This window comes from Planctobacterium sp. AWM4_229 (genome assembly GCF_056160305.1).
This window is the reverse complement of sequence record NZ_JBSWWX010000005.1, coordinates 70,039-87,957: the sequence shown is the minus strand read 5'-3', so window position 1 is coordinate 87,957 and position 17,919 is coordinate 70,039. Positions and strand designations below refer to the sequence as shown.

16 protein-coding genes are annotated in these 17,919 nt (G+C 44.9%); 2 read left to right on the top strand and 14 right to left on the bottom strand.

The genetic code is table 11. The features are described 5' to 3' along the window. The first annotated feature begins 40 nt into the window (after positions 1-40). Both ACXAGP_RS12085 and ACXAGP_RS12080 read left to right on the top strand, forming a co-directional pair. Positions 41-2,302 carry a hypothetical protein gene (locus ACXAGP_RS12085; RefSeq protein ID WP_475261666.1) on the top strand — a complete coding sequence of 754 codons (2,262 nt, stop codon included), beginning with the start codon at positions 41-43 and terminating at the stop codon, positions 2,300-2,302. Positions 2,303-2,305: 3 nt separating this feature from the next. Continuing rightward, positions 2,306-2,620, top strand: coding sequence for an EscU/YscU/HrcU family type III secretion system export apparatus switch protein (locus tag ACXAGP_RS12080; RefSeq protein ID WP_475261664.1), 315 nt, complete (start codon positions 2,306-2,308; stop codon positions 2,618-2,620). A 13-nt stretch (positions 2,621-2,633) separates the two neighbouring features. Here ACXAGP_RS12080 and ACXAGP_RS12075 read toward each other — a convergent pair whose 3' ends face one another. The 14 genes from ACXAGP_RS12075 to flhA all read right to left on the bottom strand — a co-directional run bounded on the left by ACXAGP_RS12075 (position 2,634) and on the right by flhA (position 17,858). Beyond that, complete coding sequence (locus ACXAGP_RS12075; RefSeq protein WP_475261662.1) at positions 2,634-3,110, bottom strand: DUF2802 domain-containing protein; 477 nt, start codon at positions 3,108-3,110, stop codon at positions 2,634-2,636. 45 nt (positions 3,111-3,155) lie between these two features. After that, entirely contained in the window at positions 3,156-4,568 is a 1,413-nt protein-coding gene (locus ACXAGP_RS12070; RefSeq protein WP_475261661.1) for a mannose-1-phosphate guanylyltransferase/mannose-6-phosphate isomerase, read from the bottom strand. Positions 4,569-4,577: 9 nt separating this feature from the next. Beyond that, a complete protein-coding gene (locus ACXAGP_RS12065; RefSeq protein ID WP_475261660.1) occupies positions 4,578-5,933 on the bottom strand; it encodes a phosphohexomutase domain-containing protein in 1,356 nt (451 codons plus the stop codon). A 56-nt stretch (positions 5,934-5,989) separates the two neighbouring features. Beyond that, entirely contained in the window at positions 5,990-6,481 is a 492-nt protein-coding gene (locus ACXAGP_RS12060; RefSeq protein ID WP_475261658.1) for a chemotaxis protein CheW, read from the bottom strand. 32 nt (positions 6,482-6,513) lie between these two features. Beyond that, positions 6,514-7,275: a chemotaxis protein CheW gene (locus tag ACXAGP_RS12055; protein WP_475261657.1), complete on the bottom strand. Its 762-nt coding sequence runs from the start codon at positions 7,273-7,275 to the stop codon at positions 6,514-6,516. After that, positions 7,272-8,051 (bottom strand): ParA family protein, encoded by a 780-nt coding sequence (locus ACXAGP_RS12050; protein ID WP_475261656.1) that lies wholly within the window; start codon positions 8,049-8,051, stop codon positions 7,272-7,274. Before ACXAGP_RS12050 ends, ACXAGP_RS12055 begins: the two co-directional genes overlap by 4 nt. Before the next feature lie 61 nt (positions 8,052-8,112). Then, entirely contained in the window at positions 8,113-9,243 is a 1,131-nt protein-coding gene (locus ACXAGP_RS12045) for a protein-glutamate methylesterase/protein-glutamine glutaminase (protein ID WP_475261655.1), read from the bottom strand. Positions 9,244-9,273: 30 nt separating this feature from the next. Continuing rightward, a complete protein-coding gene (locus ACXAGP_RS12040) occupies positions 9,274-11,529 on the bottom strand; it encodes a chemotaxis protein CheA (protein ID WP_475261654.1) in 2,256 nt (751 codons plus the stop codon). A gap of 14 nt (positions 11,530-11,543) precedes the next feature. Beyond that, complete coding sequence (locus ACXAGP_RS12035; RefSeq protein WP_475261652.1) at positions 11,544-12,302, bottom strand: protein phosphatase CheZ; 759 nt, start codon at positions 12,300-12,302, stop codon at positions 11,544-11,546. Between the two features lie 34 nt (positions 12,303-12,336). Then, positions 12,337-12,720: a chemotaxis response regulator CheY gene (gene cheY / locus ACXAGP_RS12030; protein ID WP_229529426.1), complete on the bottom strand. Its 384-nt coding sequence runs from the start codon at positions 12,718-12,720 to the stop codon at positions 12,337-12,339. A gap of 43 nt (positions 12,721-12,763) precedes the next feature. Next, the gene (locus ACXAGP_RS12025) at positions 12,764-13,489 is read right to left on the bottom strand and encodes an RNA polymerase sigma factor FliA (RefSeq protein WP_338293821.1); all 726 of its coding nucleotides are present in this window, start codon (positions 13,487-13,489) and stop codon (positions 12,764-12,766) included. Next, complete coding sequence (locus ACXAGP_RS12020) at positions 13,486-14,352, bottom strand: MinD/ParA family protein (RefSeq protein ID WP_475261651.1); 867 nt, start codon at positions 14,350-14,352, stop codon at positions 13,486-13,488. The genes ACXAGP_RS12025 and ACXAGP_RS12020 overlap by 4 nt, the downstream gene beginning before the upstream one ends. After that, the gene (flhF, locus tag ACXAGP_RS12015; protein WP_475261650.1) at positions 14,349-15,731 is read right to left on the bottom strand and encodes a flagellar biosynthesis protein FlhF; all 1,383 of its coding nucleotides are present in this window, start codon (positions 15,729-15,731) and stop codon (positions 14,349-14,351) included. Before flhF ends, ACXAGP_RS12020 begins: the two co-directional genes overlap by 4 nt. A gap of 27 nt (positions 15,732-15,758) precedes the next feature. Beyond that, positions 15,759-17,858 (bottom strand): flagellar biosynthesis protein FlhA, encoded by a 2,100-nt coding sequence (gene flhA, locus ACXAGP_RS12010; protein ID WP_475261649.1) that lies wholly within the window; start codon positions 17,856-17,858, stop codon positions 15,759-15,761. Positions 17,859-17,919: the final 61 nt, after the last annotated feature.

Genomic DNA, 17,919 nt, shown 5'->3' with positions numbered 1-17,919 from the left:
GTATTTTACCTGCGCCCTAATATGCCGATAAACTAAGAATATGAGTAATGTTCCACCATCAGGCAATATCGCTTCAAGTCAGTTAACTGCATCCAGTAATATTGCGAATGCCACCAGCAATAACGCATTCAAAACCATTGCTAATGTAGGGACAACAGCAACGGTAGTAGCCAGTACTAACGCTCAACTCACACTGAACTTACCTTCGGGCAAGTTCAGTGTACCGGCGGCAAAGATACCTGCTTCTCTGGAAACAGGTAAAGCAGTTTCGTTTACGATAAATTCTGAATCATCGGCAACCTTGCTCGACATTAATGCCAAATACACACAACAACGCCTGACATTAACAGCACAACAATCTGACCAGGTTATTCAAACCATACTGAAGAATCCCGGCAGCCTGGCACCCATGCCAGCAGTTAAAGGGACGGTATTGTCCATTCAAGCGAATGGCATACAAGTAAACGTTAACGGTCAAACGCTGCACCTTGCGGTTAAAAACCCTCAAGAATATCAACCCGGACAAATTTTAAAACTGGAGCTAAACTCTGGAACTTTAGGCTGGGAAACTAAAATTACAGCCCAAAATAAGCAAGAGACGGTAAGGTTACCCGCGCCAGAAACACAAAAGTTATTACAAAAGCTTCCCCCCAACCATAAGATAGAGTTGACGGATAGCGGCCAACAAAAACTTCGTCCACTGCTCAATCAAATAACGGAAAGCCAGGTACCGACAAAATTTGAACGAGTACAATTCAGAGGTAACCACGACAAGCTTGTGGCACAACTGGATTTTGGCAGTAAACCCATTGCCTCTATTCCTCTATCAAACAAACAAAGTGCTGAATTACAAGCGCTGCAACAAAAAGCGGAGTTATCTGTTCAATTTAAAAACAATATCCCCGGCGAACAAACATCGAATACGTCCGCGCAACAGCGCAATAGCAACACGTCTAATGCCCAACAGGCCATCAATGTCACTTATAAAATTCCGTTGAGTAAAACACCGGATGTTTCCCCTGACATTGATAAAACAATCATTGATAGTCAAAAACAATTCAGTGAGCTGAAGATTAAAACACCTATTGCGGAAATTAAAATAAGCGAACAAAAGGCACAGCTTCAAGCAACGAACCGTGATGCCAATCTGATACAAAGTCAAACAACAAACCGCGACTCCGAACAGCCCCCCACAGAAGTCAAAAACAAGTTGAGTAATTCAGCGCAGCAAATACTTCAAACCCTAAAATCACTTGGCGCGGGTAGTAACAATGAGTTGCAGAAAACAATTTTGAGTAATATTGAAAAGTTACTCGGCTCCGACAGCAGTAAATCCAATACTTCCCTAAATCCCGCCCAAGGCCCAACAAAAGTCAATGAGGTCTTTCAGGCAATAAGGACCTTGGCGGAGCACACCAATAAACCGGTTGAAGGCGACCTCAAAAACTTACTCAGCGCTATTGGGGAAATTAACAAGAATCCCAATATTGCTGAGGGGCTAAAATCTCATATCAATAACATGGTTACGATGCCCAACGTTGAAAAGAGCATCTCAGCACCGCCTGAACCGGCCAGCATAAAACAGTTATTACAAACTCCAGCATTGCCAATAACTCCGGTGAGTCTGGTATCAGCACCGAGTGGCGGTATGGTGGCTGGGCTGATCAACCTGCTACAGGTTTCTTTGGCCGCTCGACTGAACCGAACAAATGCCGAGCTCAATGAAAAAATCACGTCGACTTTGAGTCAGTTTATCTCCGCATCGGGAAAAAACCCTGCACAGCAAAAAGCGGGAAGTGCAGGCCTGAAAGATCTGTCGCAACTTGAACAAAAGCACAACCTCGTAAAAGTTTTAGGCGACTTAATCAACCAGCACTCAAAGCAAAAACTGAAAAATGCAGAGCGCACTTTACAGGGTCAGGAAAGCTTTTATTACGTTTTACCTTTCAGACAAAGCGAGCACCACGCTCCCCCAGAACTATTAATAAGCCGTGACAAGCCCGATGAACAGGAAGCAGCTAGCGATAAAGTTGAAGCTCGGGCATGGCTGCTAACTATGAAACTGTCGATAGGCGAACTCGGGGAATTACTCACCAAGACCAAAGTTAACGACGAAACAATTCACATCGACTGTTATACCTCTAATGAGGCACTGAAAAACAAAGTACTAGAACACCTTCCCATGCTTAAGAAACGATTTGAAAGCCTCGGACTTAATCTTGAGATTGGCCGCTGTGAGCGCGGCAATATTCCGGAGCAATTATCCAATAACCCATACCAAATCTTACAGACAAGAGCTTAAGTTATGAATGAGAAAACCCCATCTCCAGATAAACGCGCTGTTGGATTGAAGTACGATGGCAATAATGCGCCGGAAGTTGTGGCTAAAGGTTTTGGTACGCTTGCTGAAGAAATTATTAGTTTAGCGAAGGACAGTGGCGTATTGGTTCACGAAGATCCTTACCTTAGCGAACTCCTTGCTCGTATGGACTTGGGTCAGGAAATTCCAGAAAACCTCTATCATGTTATCGCGGAGTTGATTGCTTTTTCGTATGTTCTGCAAGGGAAAGTTCCTGACAACTGGCGTCCAAAACCGGGACAGTTGAAGACAAAGGTTTAGCTTTATCGCTGCACTAGCTTTTGGCGTGCAAACTCATTACCAATTCTGCTTCGGCCCTCGGTAGATCACATTCCTGCATAATCTCTTCCACCGAGGCGCCAGAGGCAACCAATTTACTGGCTTTGGTATATAAACGAGAGGTGGGATCCTGACTTTCTAATCCTTGCAGCTTATTTTCGATTTGCTGCAGTTGCTGCTTTAGAGTGGCTACTTCTGATTGAGTAACCATATCCTCAGGTGGCGGTTTTGCATCCAGCAGAGTCAACTTTTGCGACATCCCTTGAGTGACCATTTTGAGTTCATTGAGTAGTTCGTTATGCTGTTTGAGCCCTGCTTTCAATGAGTCTATAGCCGTATTTGATTGCTCCATTGCGGTAAGCTTCGACATTACTTGCCGCAACCGCAATACCAACACCAAAAACACAACCATGCTAACAAGCAAAGCAGCAGAGCCCAATATCAAGGCCTTATCGTCCAATAATAAATCCATTGTGGCTCCTCTTGTGAATTACTTAGCGCAATAATTGTCGCAAGGCTATTCCCGATTATATGGATCATCAAACCTAACTATATCATCCTCGGCTAAATATGCCCCACTTTGCACTTCGATAACCTTTAAAGGCAGTTTTCCGGGGTTCTTTAACTGATGCTTTTCCCCTACCGGAATATAAATAGATTCATTTTCAGTGAGTATATGTTGAGTTTCACCCACCACCACCTCAGCAGTTCCTTCTACGATGATCCAATGTTCAGCTCTGTGATGATGAAGCTGCATTGATAGCGATGCCCCGGGTTTCACAGAGAGCTGTTTCACCTGATACCGTTCACCACTTTTTATGGAGTCAAAACTCCCCCATGGACGGTGAACACTGCGATGGTGTAAACGTTCGCTGCGTGACTGCTGTTCAAGCTGAGCCACAATAGTTTTAACTTCCTGAGATTGCTTTTTATCAATAATCAATAAAGAATCATCGGTATCAACGACTAATAAGTCTTCAAGTCCCACCACTGTGGTCAGCTTTTCTTTAGAGTGAATAAAACAGCCGGATGATTGGTAGGCCAGCACGTCTCCAATCAATACATTTTGTTGACTGTCTTTGGGTGACTCTTGCCAAATTGATTCCCAACTCCCAATATCACTCCATCCGACATCCATAGAGATGGACACCACATTTTCGGATTTTTCCATTAGTGCATAATCGACAGAAATACTTTTGCACTTAGAAAACTCAGTCTTGTCCAGCCTGATGAAATCAAGATCTTGTTTGGCCTGAAGTAAAGCGTTCTGGCAATTTTCCACCAGCTCAGGCTCTGTAAGCTTCAACTCATGGAGTAAAGTATTGGCGCTAAACATAAACATACCACTATTCCAAAGATAGTGACCCGCTTTGACATATTCACAAGCAACCTCATATTCAGGCTTTTCCACAAACTGCTTTACCACATGGCTTTCACCCACTTTTTGCTCATCGAGGTCTATATAACCATAGCCAGTTTCCGGTTTGTCGGGACGCACACCAAAAGTGACAAGTTTTCCTTGCGCACACACTTCAACGCCATCTTTTAAAGCGGCTATAAATGCCGTTTCGTCAGACACCAAATGATCAGCTGGAAATACAGCGATAATGGCATCTTCAGCGATGCTTTTTGCAAAATGAGCAGCTGTCGCAATAGCAGCAGCGGTATTTTTTGCCACAGGCTCAAGAATTATCGCTCTGGGGTTTATACCAATAGACATTAATTGCTCAGCAACGATAAAACGATGTTCTTCACTACATACCACAATGGGCGCACCAAAACTCGCAGTCCTCAACGCTGACATTTGCAACATGGTATTGCCGGAACCCGTTAAATCAATAAATTGCTTTGGGTAGTGTTTTCGAGACATTGGCCAGAGCCGGGTACCGGCACCACCTGATAAAATCACGGGGATTATAGAATTCGTCAAATTTTTTCCTTAACTACTTGCGATCAAACTGGTCAACTCTTTGGTTTTACTCTGTAAGAGATTAATATCTCCACGGGTTTCGATATTGAGCCTTAAAAGTGGCTCAGTCGCAGAGCTTCTTAAATTAAAACGCCAATGTTCAAATTGCATACTAAGGCCATCAAAAAAATCAACTCCTTGAGCACTTTTCTCATAATAACGTTGGATTCGCTCAAGCGTATCGGCGCTATTATTCACTCTAAAGTTAAGCTCACCCGATGATGGAAACTGGGCTTGCATGACTGAAACAATATCAGAGATGCTTTGATTCCCCTCACTCAGCAATTTTACTACCAATAACCAAGGTATCATCCCGCTATCACAATATGCAAAACTCTTGAAGTAATGATGGGCGGACATTTCCCCACCATAAATGGCATCACAACTTCTCATCTTCGCTTTAATCAGCGCGTGACCCGTTTGAGACTTTACCACTTCGCCATGACACTGTTCTACTATATGTGCCGTATTCCAAAAAACACGAGGATCATGCACAACTTTCTGACCAGGATTATCCGCTAAAAATGATTGTGCTAACAAGCCTACAATATAATAACCATCAATAAACTCCCCATTTTCATCAAACAAAAAGCAACGGTCAAAGTCACCGTCCCAAGCAATCCCCATATCGGCATCATTATTTTTAACTGCTTCAGATGTTTTCCAACGGTCTTCAGGTAACAATGGATTTGGGATCCCATTTGGAAATTCAGAATCTGGTTCGAAAAATATCTTAATAAATGTGATAGGAACTTGATGCTGCAAAAAACGCTGCTCTATTGCATCTATGACACGGCCAGCCACACCGTTTCCCGGATTTACAACCAAACGCAAAGGTCTTATGTTTTCTGTTGCAATGTGGGAGAGCAAACAATCTATATAGGCATTCATGTGATCATAAGTACGGTAATTCCCGACATTTGTGCCTGGCGGTGGTTGCCCCGCGATAGTGTATTGCTTTACTTGTTCAAACTCCTTCTCAGAAAACGGTTTTGAATCTCTTCCGACAAATTTAATTCCATTGAATTCGATTGGATTATGTGAAGCGGTAACCTCCACTCCCAGATCGCAATTCAAATGCTGGCAAGCAAAATAAATCTCTTCAGTACCTGTTTGCCCCAAATCCAATACATCAACGCCACTTGCTAACAATCCATCCACTAAGGCTTTTTTTAACCTTGGAGAGGAGGCTCTGGCATCGCAGCCTACTACAGCCGTTTGAGCATGAGCTACAGTGGCTAAAGCTATGCCGATTTGATTGCAGATATCTTCAGTCAGCTCCTTGTCAACAACACCACGAACATCGTATTTTTTAAAACAATTCACCCATTTTCCTTAAAAAAAAGGCCGTCTCATGGACGGCCCGTTTATCGATTCAGTACTTATAGCTTTGAGAGTTCATCCCACTCGTCATCAGTGAGCAACTTATTAAGGTCCACAAGTATAAGCAACTCGCCATCGCGATTGGACACACCCTGAATAAATTTAGCACTTTCTTCAGTACCAACATTTGGTGCGCTGTCGATTTCAGAAGAGCGCAAGTAAACTACCTCCGCAACACTATCCACAAGAATACCCACTACCTGTTCATCAGATTCAATGATGACGATCCGGGTATTATCTGTAATATCTGTTGGTGGTAAACCAAATCTCGCTCTGGTATCGATAACGGTAACGACATTACCACGAAGATTGATAATACCCAGCACGTAATCAGGTGCGCCAGGTACCGGAGCTATTTCGGTATAACGCAATACTTCTTGCACCTGCATTACGTTGATACCGTAGGTTTCTTCACCCAGACGATAGGTTACCCATTGCAGTACCTCGTCGTTTTGATCTTCTGCTATATTTGAACTTCTTTCATCACTCATATGAGGTGCTCCAGTATAAGCGCTTTTAACTATTAATCGTTGCTACCAAGCCCGTTATCAAGCATTTTAATTAATTGCTTAACATCGAGCATAGCACACATTTTTTCTTTAACCATGCCAGCGAGCCAAGGCCGCTTGCCGCCAACATCTCGCCATTTAACATCTTCTGATTGCAAGGAAACGGTATTTACCAGCTCTTCGCAAGCTAAACCCCAACCGCTATCGCCTAACATAATAAGATATTGATATTTTATGGAATCTTCCAGTATTTCATTACATTTTTCTGGCATTACCCATTTAGCTGTATCGACAACATTGAGTTTTTCTTCACGATAAAGCATTACCCCCATAAACCAATTGGGTTTCCCGAAAAGTGGTCCGGGCTTTTCGAGGTTGTGAATACCCCCTAATTCAGTGAGCGGCACTGCCAAGGTCAAACCTGCAACATTGAAAAATAACGCCTGAAAGTTACCGCTGATCACCCTGTCATTAGTTACAACAGCGCCATCACCACCACTCTGTTCAGTTTGGGGCGCAACCTCAACTTCTGGCACCGACTCAGGTGCCTTTACGACAGGCTCTGAGGGCGTGGGTAAAGGTACAGGCTTCTGCACTGGGAGTGGACTTTCCACAGGTGCTGGAATTTCCACTTTTGGAATATCCGGTTTCACCCCTTCCAGTAATCTGGCAACAGCCTGATTTTGTACGGTATCTTCCGCGGGCTCCTGCTCTTCAGTCAACAAAGCCGACAGATATTCTTCCATCACATCTTCATTTGCAAAAGACCCACTCATCGGGACGGCTCCATAGATTCAACGTAACTCAATAAACTATTATACGCGAATACTCCACGAGATTTAGGACAAAAAACCGAAGGCGGGGTTTGTGCCTGACTGGCTTCCCTAAACCGGGTATCCACCGGGATAACACTTGACCATACAGATGTACCGTAGGTTGCCCTTAGCTTTTTATAAGCATCCAACGCTGCATTAGTGCGTTTGTCATACATAGTCGGCACAATGGTATGATTAAATTTGGTATTTTGCGACTTTTCCATTATTTCCAAAGTATGCATCATTCGGTCTAAGCCTTTGAGGGCCAAAAACTCAGTTTGCACCGGCACAAGAATTCGGCTACAAGCTGCCAATGCGTTTACCATCAACACGCCCAACACCGGGGGGCAATCGATTAAGGCAAAATCAAATTCGTCTTTCAATAAGCGCAATGCTTTTTTTAAAATAAGTCCCATTCCGCCTTGTTGTCCCATTTTACGGTCCAAAGTAGCAAGCGCCATCGTGGCAGGTAGAATAAACAACGAATCTAGTTTGGTGGGGCACAAGCAATCCAGTACCTTGTCTTTAGTGAGGTTTTTACCAGACATAAAGACATCGTATACACTGGCACCTAACTCTTCCGAATCAATACCGAAATAATAACTCAACGATGCATGCGGATCGGTGTCCACCAAAATAACACGCTCACCTCGTTGCGCTAACAGTCCACCAAGGGTCACAGTCGTGGTGGTTTTTCCTACACCACCTTTTTGATTTGCTACCGTCCAGATGATCACAACATTAGACTCTCAGTTAACATAAATAGATAGACCGTTAATTTGGCTTATTATCACTGATTTACATCTCTTTCTGAATCATTTCTGCAAATTCAGAAAGTGGAATACTTTTTTCGGCGATATTTTCACTGGCAACCGCCTGTGGCATACCGTAAACCACACTCGATTTTTCATCCTGTGCCCAAATGGTAGCGCCGCGAGATTTCAGTTTTTTGCAGCCTTCTTTACCATCGGCTCCCATTCCAGTGAGAATAATGCCTAACACATCTCCACCGTACAATCGGGCAACAGAAGAAAAGGTAAGATCGACACTGGGCTTGTAAGTCACCAATTCAGTATTGTGAACATCAGTTATTGTTATTGATGCTCTACTCGCTGTTCCTTCTACCAGCATTTGCCGCCCCCCTGGGGCAAGGTAAGCGACACCCGGCGATAACAAGTCGCCATCTTGCGCTTCCTTTACTTGAATTTCGCAGACGTTGTTTAGTCGTTCTGCAAACGCGGAGGTAAAAGTGCCAGGCATGTGCTGTACCAACAATATTGGATAAGGAAAACCACCTTTAAACTTTGTCAGTATCGTTTGCAGTGCAACCGGTCCTCCGGTGGAAGTACCAATGACCAGGATCTTGTATCGCTTACCTGACGGGCGATATGACGTAAGGGGCTTTATTGGAGCTGCCGACTCTCTTAGATTGGTTCCAGAAGTCTCCCTTTTTTGTCGTAAAAAAGTAGGCGCAGTTGTGCTCGAAGCGTTAGTAGAAATCGGATTGCTCCGATAAGAACGCAACCCTATTTTTCTGGCCCCTAATGTCTTGACCCTCTGCTGCAACAGTTCTACAGCTTCTTTCCGATCTCGTGCGATATCTTCAAAGCGCTTGGGCAAGAAGTCCATCGCTCCAGCATCAAGAGCATCTAAAGTTGCTTGTGCGCCTTCATAGGTTAACGAGGAAAACATGATGACAGGGACAGGATTGCTGCGCATGATCTCTTTCACAGCACTGATGCCATCCATCACTGGCATTTCAATATCCATGGTAACAACATCGGGGTTGAAGCGTTTGACAGCCTCAATCGCCTCTTTGCCGTTGCGAGCATCCCCGACAACTTCAAGGTCCGGGGATTGATTTAGTATTTCCGCAACACGCCGTCGAAAAAAAGTGGAATCATCAACAACCAGGACTTTATATGGCATTTCGGATATTCATTGTTTTTATTCGATTACCTATTTCAGTGCTTTTTTGGCATAGCGCTTTAACAGACTAGGAATATCTAAAATCAACGCAATACCGCCGTCACTGGTAATTGTTGCTCCTGCCATACCGGGCGTACCCTGTAACAGCGCATCGAGTGGTTTAATCACCACTTCTTCCTGCCCAATAAGGGAATCCACTACAAATCCCACTTGCTGAGTACCAATCTGTACAACAACGACATGACCAGACGCTTTATCAATCTCGCCCGGTATGCGCCTTAACCACTCTCTCAAATAAAACAGTGGAATCGCCTTAGAACGCACGATCATAGTAAGCTGACCGTCGACTGTATTGGTCTTGCTCAAATCCATGTTAATGATTTCGTTTACCGATGAAAGCGGAAGGGCAAATGTTTGGCCGCCAACGATTATCATTAAAGTGGGTAAGATGGCTAAGGTTAAAGGAACTTTAATTTCCAGCCTTGTGCCTTTGCCCAGTTCAGAGTCAATACTCACTGAACCATTCAGTTGGTTGATCTTGGTTTTCACCACGTCCATACCAACCCCGCGACCTGAAATATCCGAGATCTCGGTTTTGGTGGAAAAGCCAGGAGCAAATATCAAATTAAAGGCTTCGACGTCCGACATTCTTGCTGCCGCATCAGCATCCAATACACCACGACTGATGGCGATTTCTTTCAGCTTTTCAGCATCCATACCTTTACCATCATCATCGATGGTCAGCAGGATATGATCACCTTCTTGCGAAGCAGCAAGTGTTACCGTTCCCTTGGCTGGTTTACCCGCGGCAACACGATCGTCCGGCATCTCAATACCATGATCCACCGAGTTTCTCACCAAGTGAACAAGAGGATCTGCCAAAGCCTCTACAAGGTTTTTATCGAGATCAGTCTCTTCACCTTTAAGCTCGAGCGCAATGTCTTTTTTCAAGCTTCGTGCTAAATCACGCACTACGCGAGGAAAGCGCCCAAATACCTTTTTAATAGGTTGCATGCGGGTTTTCATCACCGCACCTTGCAAATCACCTGTTACCACATCCAGATTAGCAATCGCCTTGGACATGTTTTCGTCATTCAGGTTTATTCCCAAACTCAACAAGCGATTACGTACCAATACTAATTCACCCACCATATTCATGATCTGGTCAAGTCGCTTGGTATCTACGCGTACTGTGGTTTCGGCAGGTGGCGCTGCAGCCGCCGCTTTTTTGTCATCTTTTTTGGGTTCAGCTTTAGCAGACGCAGGCGCTGCTTTGGGTGCCGGAGCAGGTGCCGCCTTTGGCGCGGGGGCTGGCGCCGCTTTAGGTGCAGGGGCTGGTGCAGCCTTAGGTGCCGGGGCTGGGGCTGCTTTGGGTGCCGGGGCAGGTTCTGCTGTGGCGGCTTTGCCCGGTCCTTGACCTGAACCGTGTAATTGATCTAGAAGCGCCTCAAACTCTTCATCAGTGATATCTTCGTCGTCACCTGTTGCCGCGGCCGAGGGAGCAGGTGCAGGTGCTGGCGCAGGAGCTGGTGCTGCATCTGCTTCTCCTGCAAATTTACCCTTGCCGTGTAACTGATCCAGCAGAGCTTCAAATTCCTCATCGGTGATATCTTCGTCACCACCCGCAGAGGATGCTGCTGGGGCTGACGGCGCAGGAGCGCTTTCTGCCTTACCGGGAGCGCCTCCTGAACCATGCAACTCATCGAGAAGTTGCTCAAATTCGTCTTCGGAAATTTCATCGATTCCGCCATCATCTGACGAGGTAATACTATCGGCATCAAAGTCAAAGAATTCGTCATCATCGTCATCAGATGCGGCCGGAGCAGGTGCAGGTTCTGGAGCGGCTTCTTCTGGTGCCGATGCTAAGGTGGCGTTTGCTGGCGCTTCATCAGCGGTTTCGGGCTGACTTAAACGGTGTAAGGTATCCAATAAAGCCTGATCAGCAGCTTGTAATGGCTCTCGCGCCTTAACCAGCTCAAACATCTCTACAACCACATCAGTGGCTTGTAATATGACGTCCATGAGTTCTGGGGTTAAGCTACGTTGGCCGTTACGCATCATATCAAATACGTTTTCAGCACCGTGACAGATGTCAACAAGCTCGGTTAATGACAGGAACCCGGCACCGCCTTTAACCGTGTGATAGCCCCTGAAAATTGCATTAAGCAAGTCAGAATCTTCAGGATTATTTTCCAGATCAACGAGTTGCTCTTGTAATTGTTCCAGAATTTCTCCGGCTTCCACCAGGAAGTCCTGAAGTATATCCTCGTCAACATCAAACGACATGCATTAACTCCACATTAAAAACCTAAGCTTGAAAGCAAATCATCAACGTCATCTTGTCCCTGGACAACATCGTCTCTGTTTTCGGCATCAATGATTGGCCCTTCTGCTTCACTGGCTCCCACTTTTTTGGGTTTGCTGGTTTCGTCCACAACCTTTTTCAATTCAGATTCTGGTTCACCGAACACAGTAAGCATGTTAACCAAGCTATCTTCAACTTCTTTAACCAGTTGAATTACTCTACGTATCACCTGGCCTGTTAGATCCTGATAGCCCTGCGCCATTAGAACCTCAGTTAATAAATCGTTCAATTGCGAAGAATCTTTACTGGCTTGTTCCAAAAAACTGTCAAGTTCGTGACATAGAGACTTAAATTCCCCTAATTCAAGTTGACGTGTCATCAACTTTTTCCACTCAGGGAGGATGTGACCAATACTGCTATTAATTTTTTCTGCGATTGGCATACTGGACTCAACGGCATCCATCGTGCGATTGGCCGCTTGCTCAGTGGTTTCGATCACATAATTCAGGCGAGTCTGTGCATCGGGAATATCTTCATTAGCAAGATCCACAATCCTCGAATCAATATTGAAGGTGTTCAATGAATCATGAAGTTGTCTGGTTAGCTTCCCGACTTCGGCAAACAACTCCATAGAATCCTGTATTTTACTGGCTTCTAGTAGTGCTCTTGCCGCTTCATTGTCCCCTTGCTCCAGGAACGCCACAAGTTGTTTGGCATCCTCAAGAGATATGGGAGAGCTCTTATCATTAGTCATTTCAGCTCCTTTTAACTATCAGGACTGTCCTGAACTAACCAAGACGCTCAAAAATTTTGTCGAGCTTTTCTTTCAGTGTGGCGGCGGTAAAAGGTTTAACTACGTAACCATTTACACCGGCTTGCGCAGCCGCGACTATCTGTTCTTTTTTGGCTTCAGCAGTAACCATCAACACTGGGGTGTGCTTAAGCTTGTCGTCGGCTCTGATTGCGCGAAGCAAATCAATACCTTGCATGCCTGGCATATTCCAGTCAGTTACTACAAAATCAAAATCACCTTGTTGTAACATCGGTAGAGCGGTACTACCGTCATCAGCTTCCTGAACGTTGGTAAAACCAAGGTCTTTCAACAAGTTTTTGATTATTCGTCTCATTGTAGAAAAGTCATCAACAACGAGAATTTTCATGTTTTTATCCAAAACTGCCTCCAGTGAGGATTCGATCAAATTTTATTATTATACGCTATCCAGCTTGCCATGCCTGCATTCTGGACTTTAATCTTAGCATAGCCTGACTATGAATTTGACTCACCCTGGATTCGCTTACATCCAGTACTTCGCCAATTTCTCTTAGATTCAGTTCTTCATCATAGTACAGAGACAATACAATTGCCTCTCGTTCCGGTAAAGTCGTTATTGCATTGGCTAACGCTTTTTGAAAAGACCCTTCCATCAAGTCATCAAAAGGGGTGTTTTCCCCCTTATTTTTGTCCGTCGTCAGGACATCCTCAGTAACGCCTAAATCTTCGATACCAATGATTTTTCCAGCATTTACCTCTGATAACATTTGGTGATAATCAGCCAGAGAAACTTGCATTTTTTCAGCGACATCGACATCTTTCGCATCGCCACCGGTTTCCCGCTCCACCTCAGAAATCGCCTCAGCGATGGCTCTACCATTTTTGTGCACGGAGCGCGGAGTCCAGTCACCTTTGCGGATCTCATCTAGCATCGCACCGCGAATTCGGATACCCGCAAAAGTTTCAAAACTAGCGCCTTTGCTGCCATCAAAATTACGGGAAGCCTCCAGCAAACCAATCATGCCTGCCTGAATAAGATCTTCCACCAAGACACTGGCTGGTAGGCGGGCCATAAGATGGTGTGCAATACGCTTTACAAGTGGGGCGTGCTTTTCTACCAGCAGCCTTTTATCATCGTGTTGTTTGTAAGCGTTTGCTTTACTGTTCACCCTTGGATACTCGCTGCCTGTCTATTCACTAGTTGTTCAATAAAGAATTCCAGATGGCCACCGGGTTGAGCGGGTATCGGCCACCCAAGCGCTTGTTTGGCTAATTGAGTGATGGCCAGCGCAGCAGGTGAGCCGGGGAATACGTCAACAATGGCTTTTTGCTTGCGTACGGCTTTGCGAATATTCTCATCGTAAGGTACGGTTGCCACCAACTCCAAAGCGACATCAAGAAATCTATTGGTGACTTTCGACAGTTTTGCAAATAACTCTTGTCCCTCTCGAGGACTGCGTACCATATTAGAAACCACTTTGAATTTAAATACACCGTGGTCGCGGTTGAGTATTTTCATGAGGGCATAAGCGTCGGTTAGTGAGGTAGGTTCGTTACACACCACCAACATAACGTCCTGCGATGCTCTGCAGAAGCTAAGCACCATATCAGAGATGCCAGCCGCGGTATCCACTAACAAAACGTCAAGGGGAATCTTAAGTTCACTAAAAGCTCGGATAAGACCAGCGTGCTCTGTCGGTGACAGTTCCGCCATATTTTTAGTACCGGATGTGGCCGGAGCGATCAATATGCCGTGGGGGCCTTCGATAAGAATATCTTCAAGGCTACATTCTCCAGCAAGCACGTGAGAAATGTTTTTACCCACCCGCAGTCCTAGCATGACATCGACATTCGCCAAGCCTAAGTCCGCGTCCAGCACCAAGACCTTTTTACCTAATTTGGCCATGGCAATCGCCGTATTTAAGGTTACATTGGTTTTACCAACACCCCCTTTACCACCGGTAACAGCAATTACTTTTGTTAAATTATTTCGGCTCATTTTTCTTAAACTACTCGCCTGGTCTTCAATCATACTGCCACTGCTGAATGAACTGTTTTCTTCTTCGCAGTATGCGGTAAATCGTATTTCTTATAAAGCTTTGCAGCTAAAGAAACTATATACTTCGCATCCGCTATTTTTATATCTTCTGGAACCTTTTGTCCATCGGTCAAATAGGCCACCGGTAATCTTTCTTGTATCGCGACGCTTATCGCTTCACCTAAAGAGAAGCATTCATCAATTTTGGTAAAGATACAACCTTGAACCGGCATTTTATTATAAATACGCAAAGTATGTTCCATAACATGTCTTTGAGTATTTGCCTGCAACACCATGTACATTTTGATATTAGCACAAGATGTTTCGTTTAAGGTATCTAACTGTTTGATTAATCGCGTATCTCTTTGTCCAAATCCGGCGGTATCAATCAATACTAACCTTTTATTCCTAAATTGGTATAAAACGTCTGACAACTCTTGCGCGTTTGCCGCTTTTTTAACCGAGCAGCCAATTATTTTACCGTAAGTCGCTAGTTGCTCAAATGCAGCAATTCGATAACTATCAATAGTCACTAATGCTACCTGGTCGGCACCATAACGTTTAGCATACTGCGCCGCTAATTTTGCAATCGTTGTGGTTTTTCCCGTACCAGTTGGTCCCAAGAAGGCCATCACACCACTTTGAGTCAGAATATCGTTACGGGTGGTCTTAAGTCTATTAGCCAAAAGTTTTAGAATGAATAACCAGGCTTCTCGCTCATTGGCACTCTCAGGCGCATAAGATACGACGTCTTCAGCAAGCTCGGAACAAACCCCCATGGCTTCAAGTCGATCAACTAAATAGGATTGAAGTGGGTGCCCTCTGCGTTGCTCTTGCTTCAATAAGCCTCCTACCTGAAACTGCAGCACATTTCTCAATGAGCGCAACTCTTCCTGAATGGATTGAATAGCCTTGTCACCGTTTTGTAGTCCAGCTGATGCAGCAGGTTTTGCGACTGTGGTTTGTACTTCCGGCTCAGGTGCCGTTTTAGAGGCACTGGCTATAGCAGGCGCTTTCTCCACATTACTTTGAGCACCCTTTTTGGAATAGGTTGTTGACTCTGTCTCTGCTGAAAAGTTGCCTGCACCTTGCTTTTCCAGCAATTCTTTCAGGCTATCAGCGCCAGAATCCCCAATAACTTCACTCAACGTTGGTGTACCGTTACCCGTGGGCTTTTTCAGGGATGGTATAGCTATCGCAGCATCAAACTTTTCTGCGGGCTTTTTAACGGGTTCGTTGTCATAAGCGGCAACTATTTCTACGCCATCTGCCACTTTTTTATTTGACATGATTACGGCATCACCGCCCAATTCAGCTTTAACCTCGTTTAAAGCCTCATGCATGGTTTTTGCAAAGAATCGTCTGATTTTCATCTCATCACCTCAGGTATTGGTGCTCTGTTATTGTCCTATAGCACTGACAATTTTTATTTGTTTGTCGTCAGGAACTTCTTGATAAGAGACTACATGCAAACCCTGTACCACATGTTTTAGGAATCTTGAAAGTACTGGTCTTAACATTCCGGACGTCAATAAAACGGCTGGCTCTCCAGCCATCTCTTGTTGCTGTGAAGCCTGATTCAAAGAATTCTGTAAGTTCTCTGCCAGGCCAGGTTCTATACCGGCTCCATCCTGGCCACCCGCCTGTAAAGACTGATGTAACATCTGCTCAAGTTCAGGTGAAAGTGTGATCACAGGGATTTCTTTCGCACCGCCATTTATTTCCTGGATAATCAGACGTTTTAAGGCGATTCTTACTGCAGAAACTAAAACGTCAGGATCTTGACTCTTAACACCATACTCCGAAAGCGTCTGGATTATGGTGCGCATATCGCGGATCGGCACCCCTTCATAGAGCAAGGTCTGCAGGACTTTAACCACTGTACTGAGCGGTAAAATGTCTGGCACCAACCCTTCAACCAGTTTGGGATTAGATTTGGCCAACATATCCAATAGCTGTTGCACTTCTTCATAACCGAGTAACTGATAGGCATTATTCGTTAATAACTGACTTAAGTGCGTTGCCACCACAGTTGCAGCGTCAACAACCGTATAACCCAATGTTTGAGCGTGCTCACGTTGCGAGGGTTTAATCCAGAGCGCGTCCAGGCCGAATGCCGGATCTTTGGTTTTGGTGCCATTTAAATTGCCAAATACCTGTCCGGGGTTGATGGCCATCTCTTCATCGTGATGAATATCAGCTTCGCCAACGTTCACCCCCATCATGGAAATCGTGTAGTTGTTCGGTGTCAGGTCGAGATTATCCCGGATATGCACTGGCGGAATCAAAAACCCTAGTTCCTGAGAAAGCTTCTTACGCACCCCCTTGATACGCGTCAAGAGTTCGCCACCTTGTGATTTATCCACCAATGGGATCAGGCGATAGCCCACTTCCAATCCTATGGTATCTACCTGTTGCACATCATCCCAACCTAACTCTTTAACCTCAGTCGGTTGCGGTGCTACATCCGACTTTTTCTCGATAGTTTTGGGTTTTTCTGCTTCTTTTTTGGCGCGATACTGCTGATAAAAGGCGTAGCCGCCAATGCCGAAACTGAATCCAAGAAATGCCAAGTGTGGCATGCCAGGCACAATGCCCATAACAAACAAAATACCTGCAGTAACATAGAGTGCACGCGGATCACCCAGCTGAGAGGATAGCTCACTACCCATTTCCTGGGTTTCATTTTCACGAGTTACGATAATCGCCGTGGCGACCGATAGCAAAAGGCTGGGGATTTGTGCTACCAGACCATCACCAATAGTCAGCAGTGTATAAATCTCAATGGCATCACCAAACCCCAGATCATGCTGGATCATGCCGATAAACAAACCACCAACAATGTTGATAAGCATGATAAACAAACCAGCGATGGCGTCGCCTTTAACAAATTTTGACGCACCATCCATAGAACCATAAAAGTCAGCTTCCGCGGTAATTTCTTCGCGACGCTTTCGCGCTTCATCGGAATCAATATATCCGGCATTCAAGTCGGCATCGATTGCCATCTGCTTACCAGGCATAGCATCCAAGGTAAAGCGAGCACTTACTTCCGATATTCTACCCGCACCTGCGGTTACGACTTTAAAGTTAATGATCAGCAGTATGGCAAACACCACAATACCAACTGCAAAGTTGCCACCGATAACCACTTCACCAAAGGCTTCGATTACTTTCCCTGCGGCGTCCCCACCTTCGTGACCTTCTAGTAAAACGACACGAGTAGAAGCAATGTTTAAGGCCAGTCGTAGTACCGTGGCAATCAATAACACCAATGGGAATATGCCAAAGTCCACCGGTTTTTGTGTGAACACACACACCAGAATAACAATGAGTGAGAGCGCAATATTGAAGCTGAATAACACATCCAACAGAAAAGCGGGCATGGGCAGAATGACCATGCCCATGATCGCCAATAGCACCATGGGAGTGCCTAAACCTGTGGTGATCTCTTTTAATTTATTTTGGTCGATGCGGTTAAAGTAAGTGGCAACTGACATATCTACATGTTAATTATTTGACGGAACTGCAGGAGTTCAGCAATTAACAGGCCAACATGCG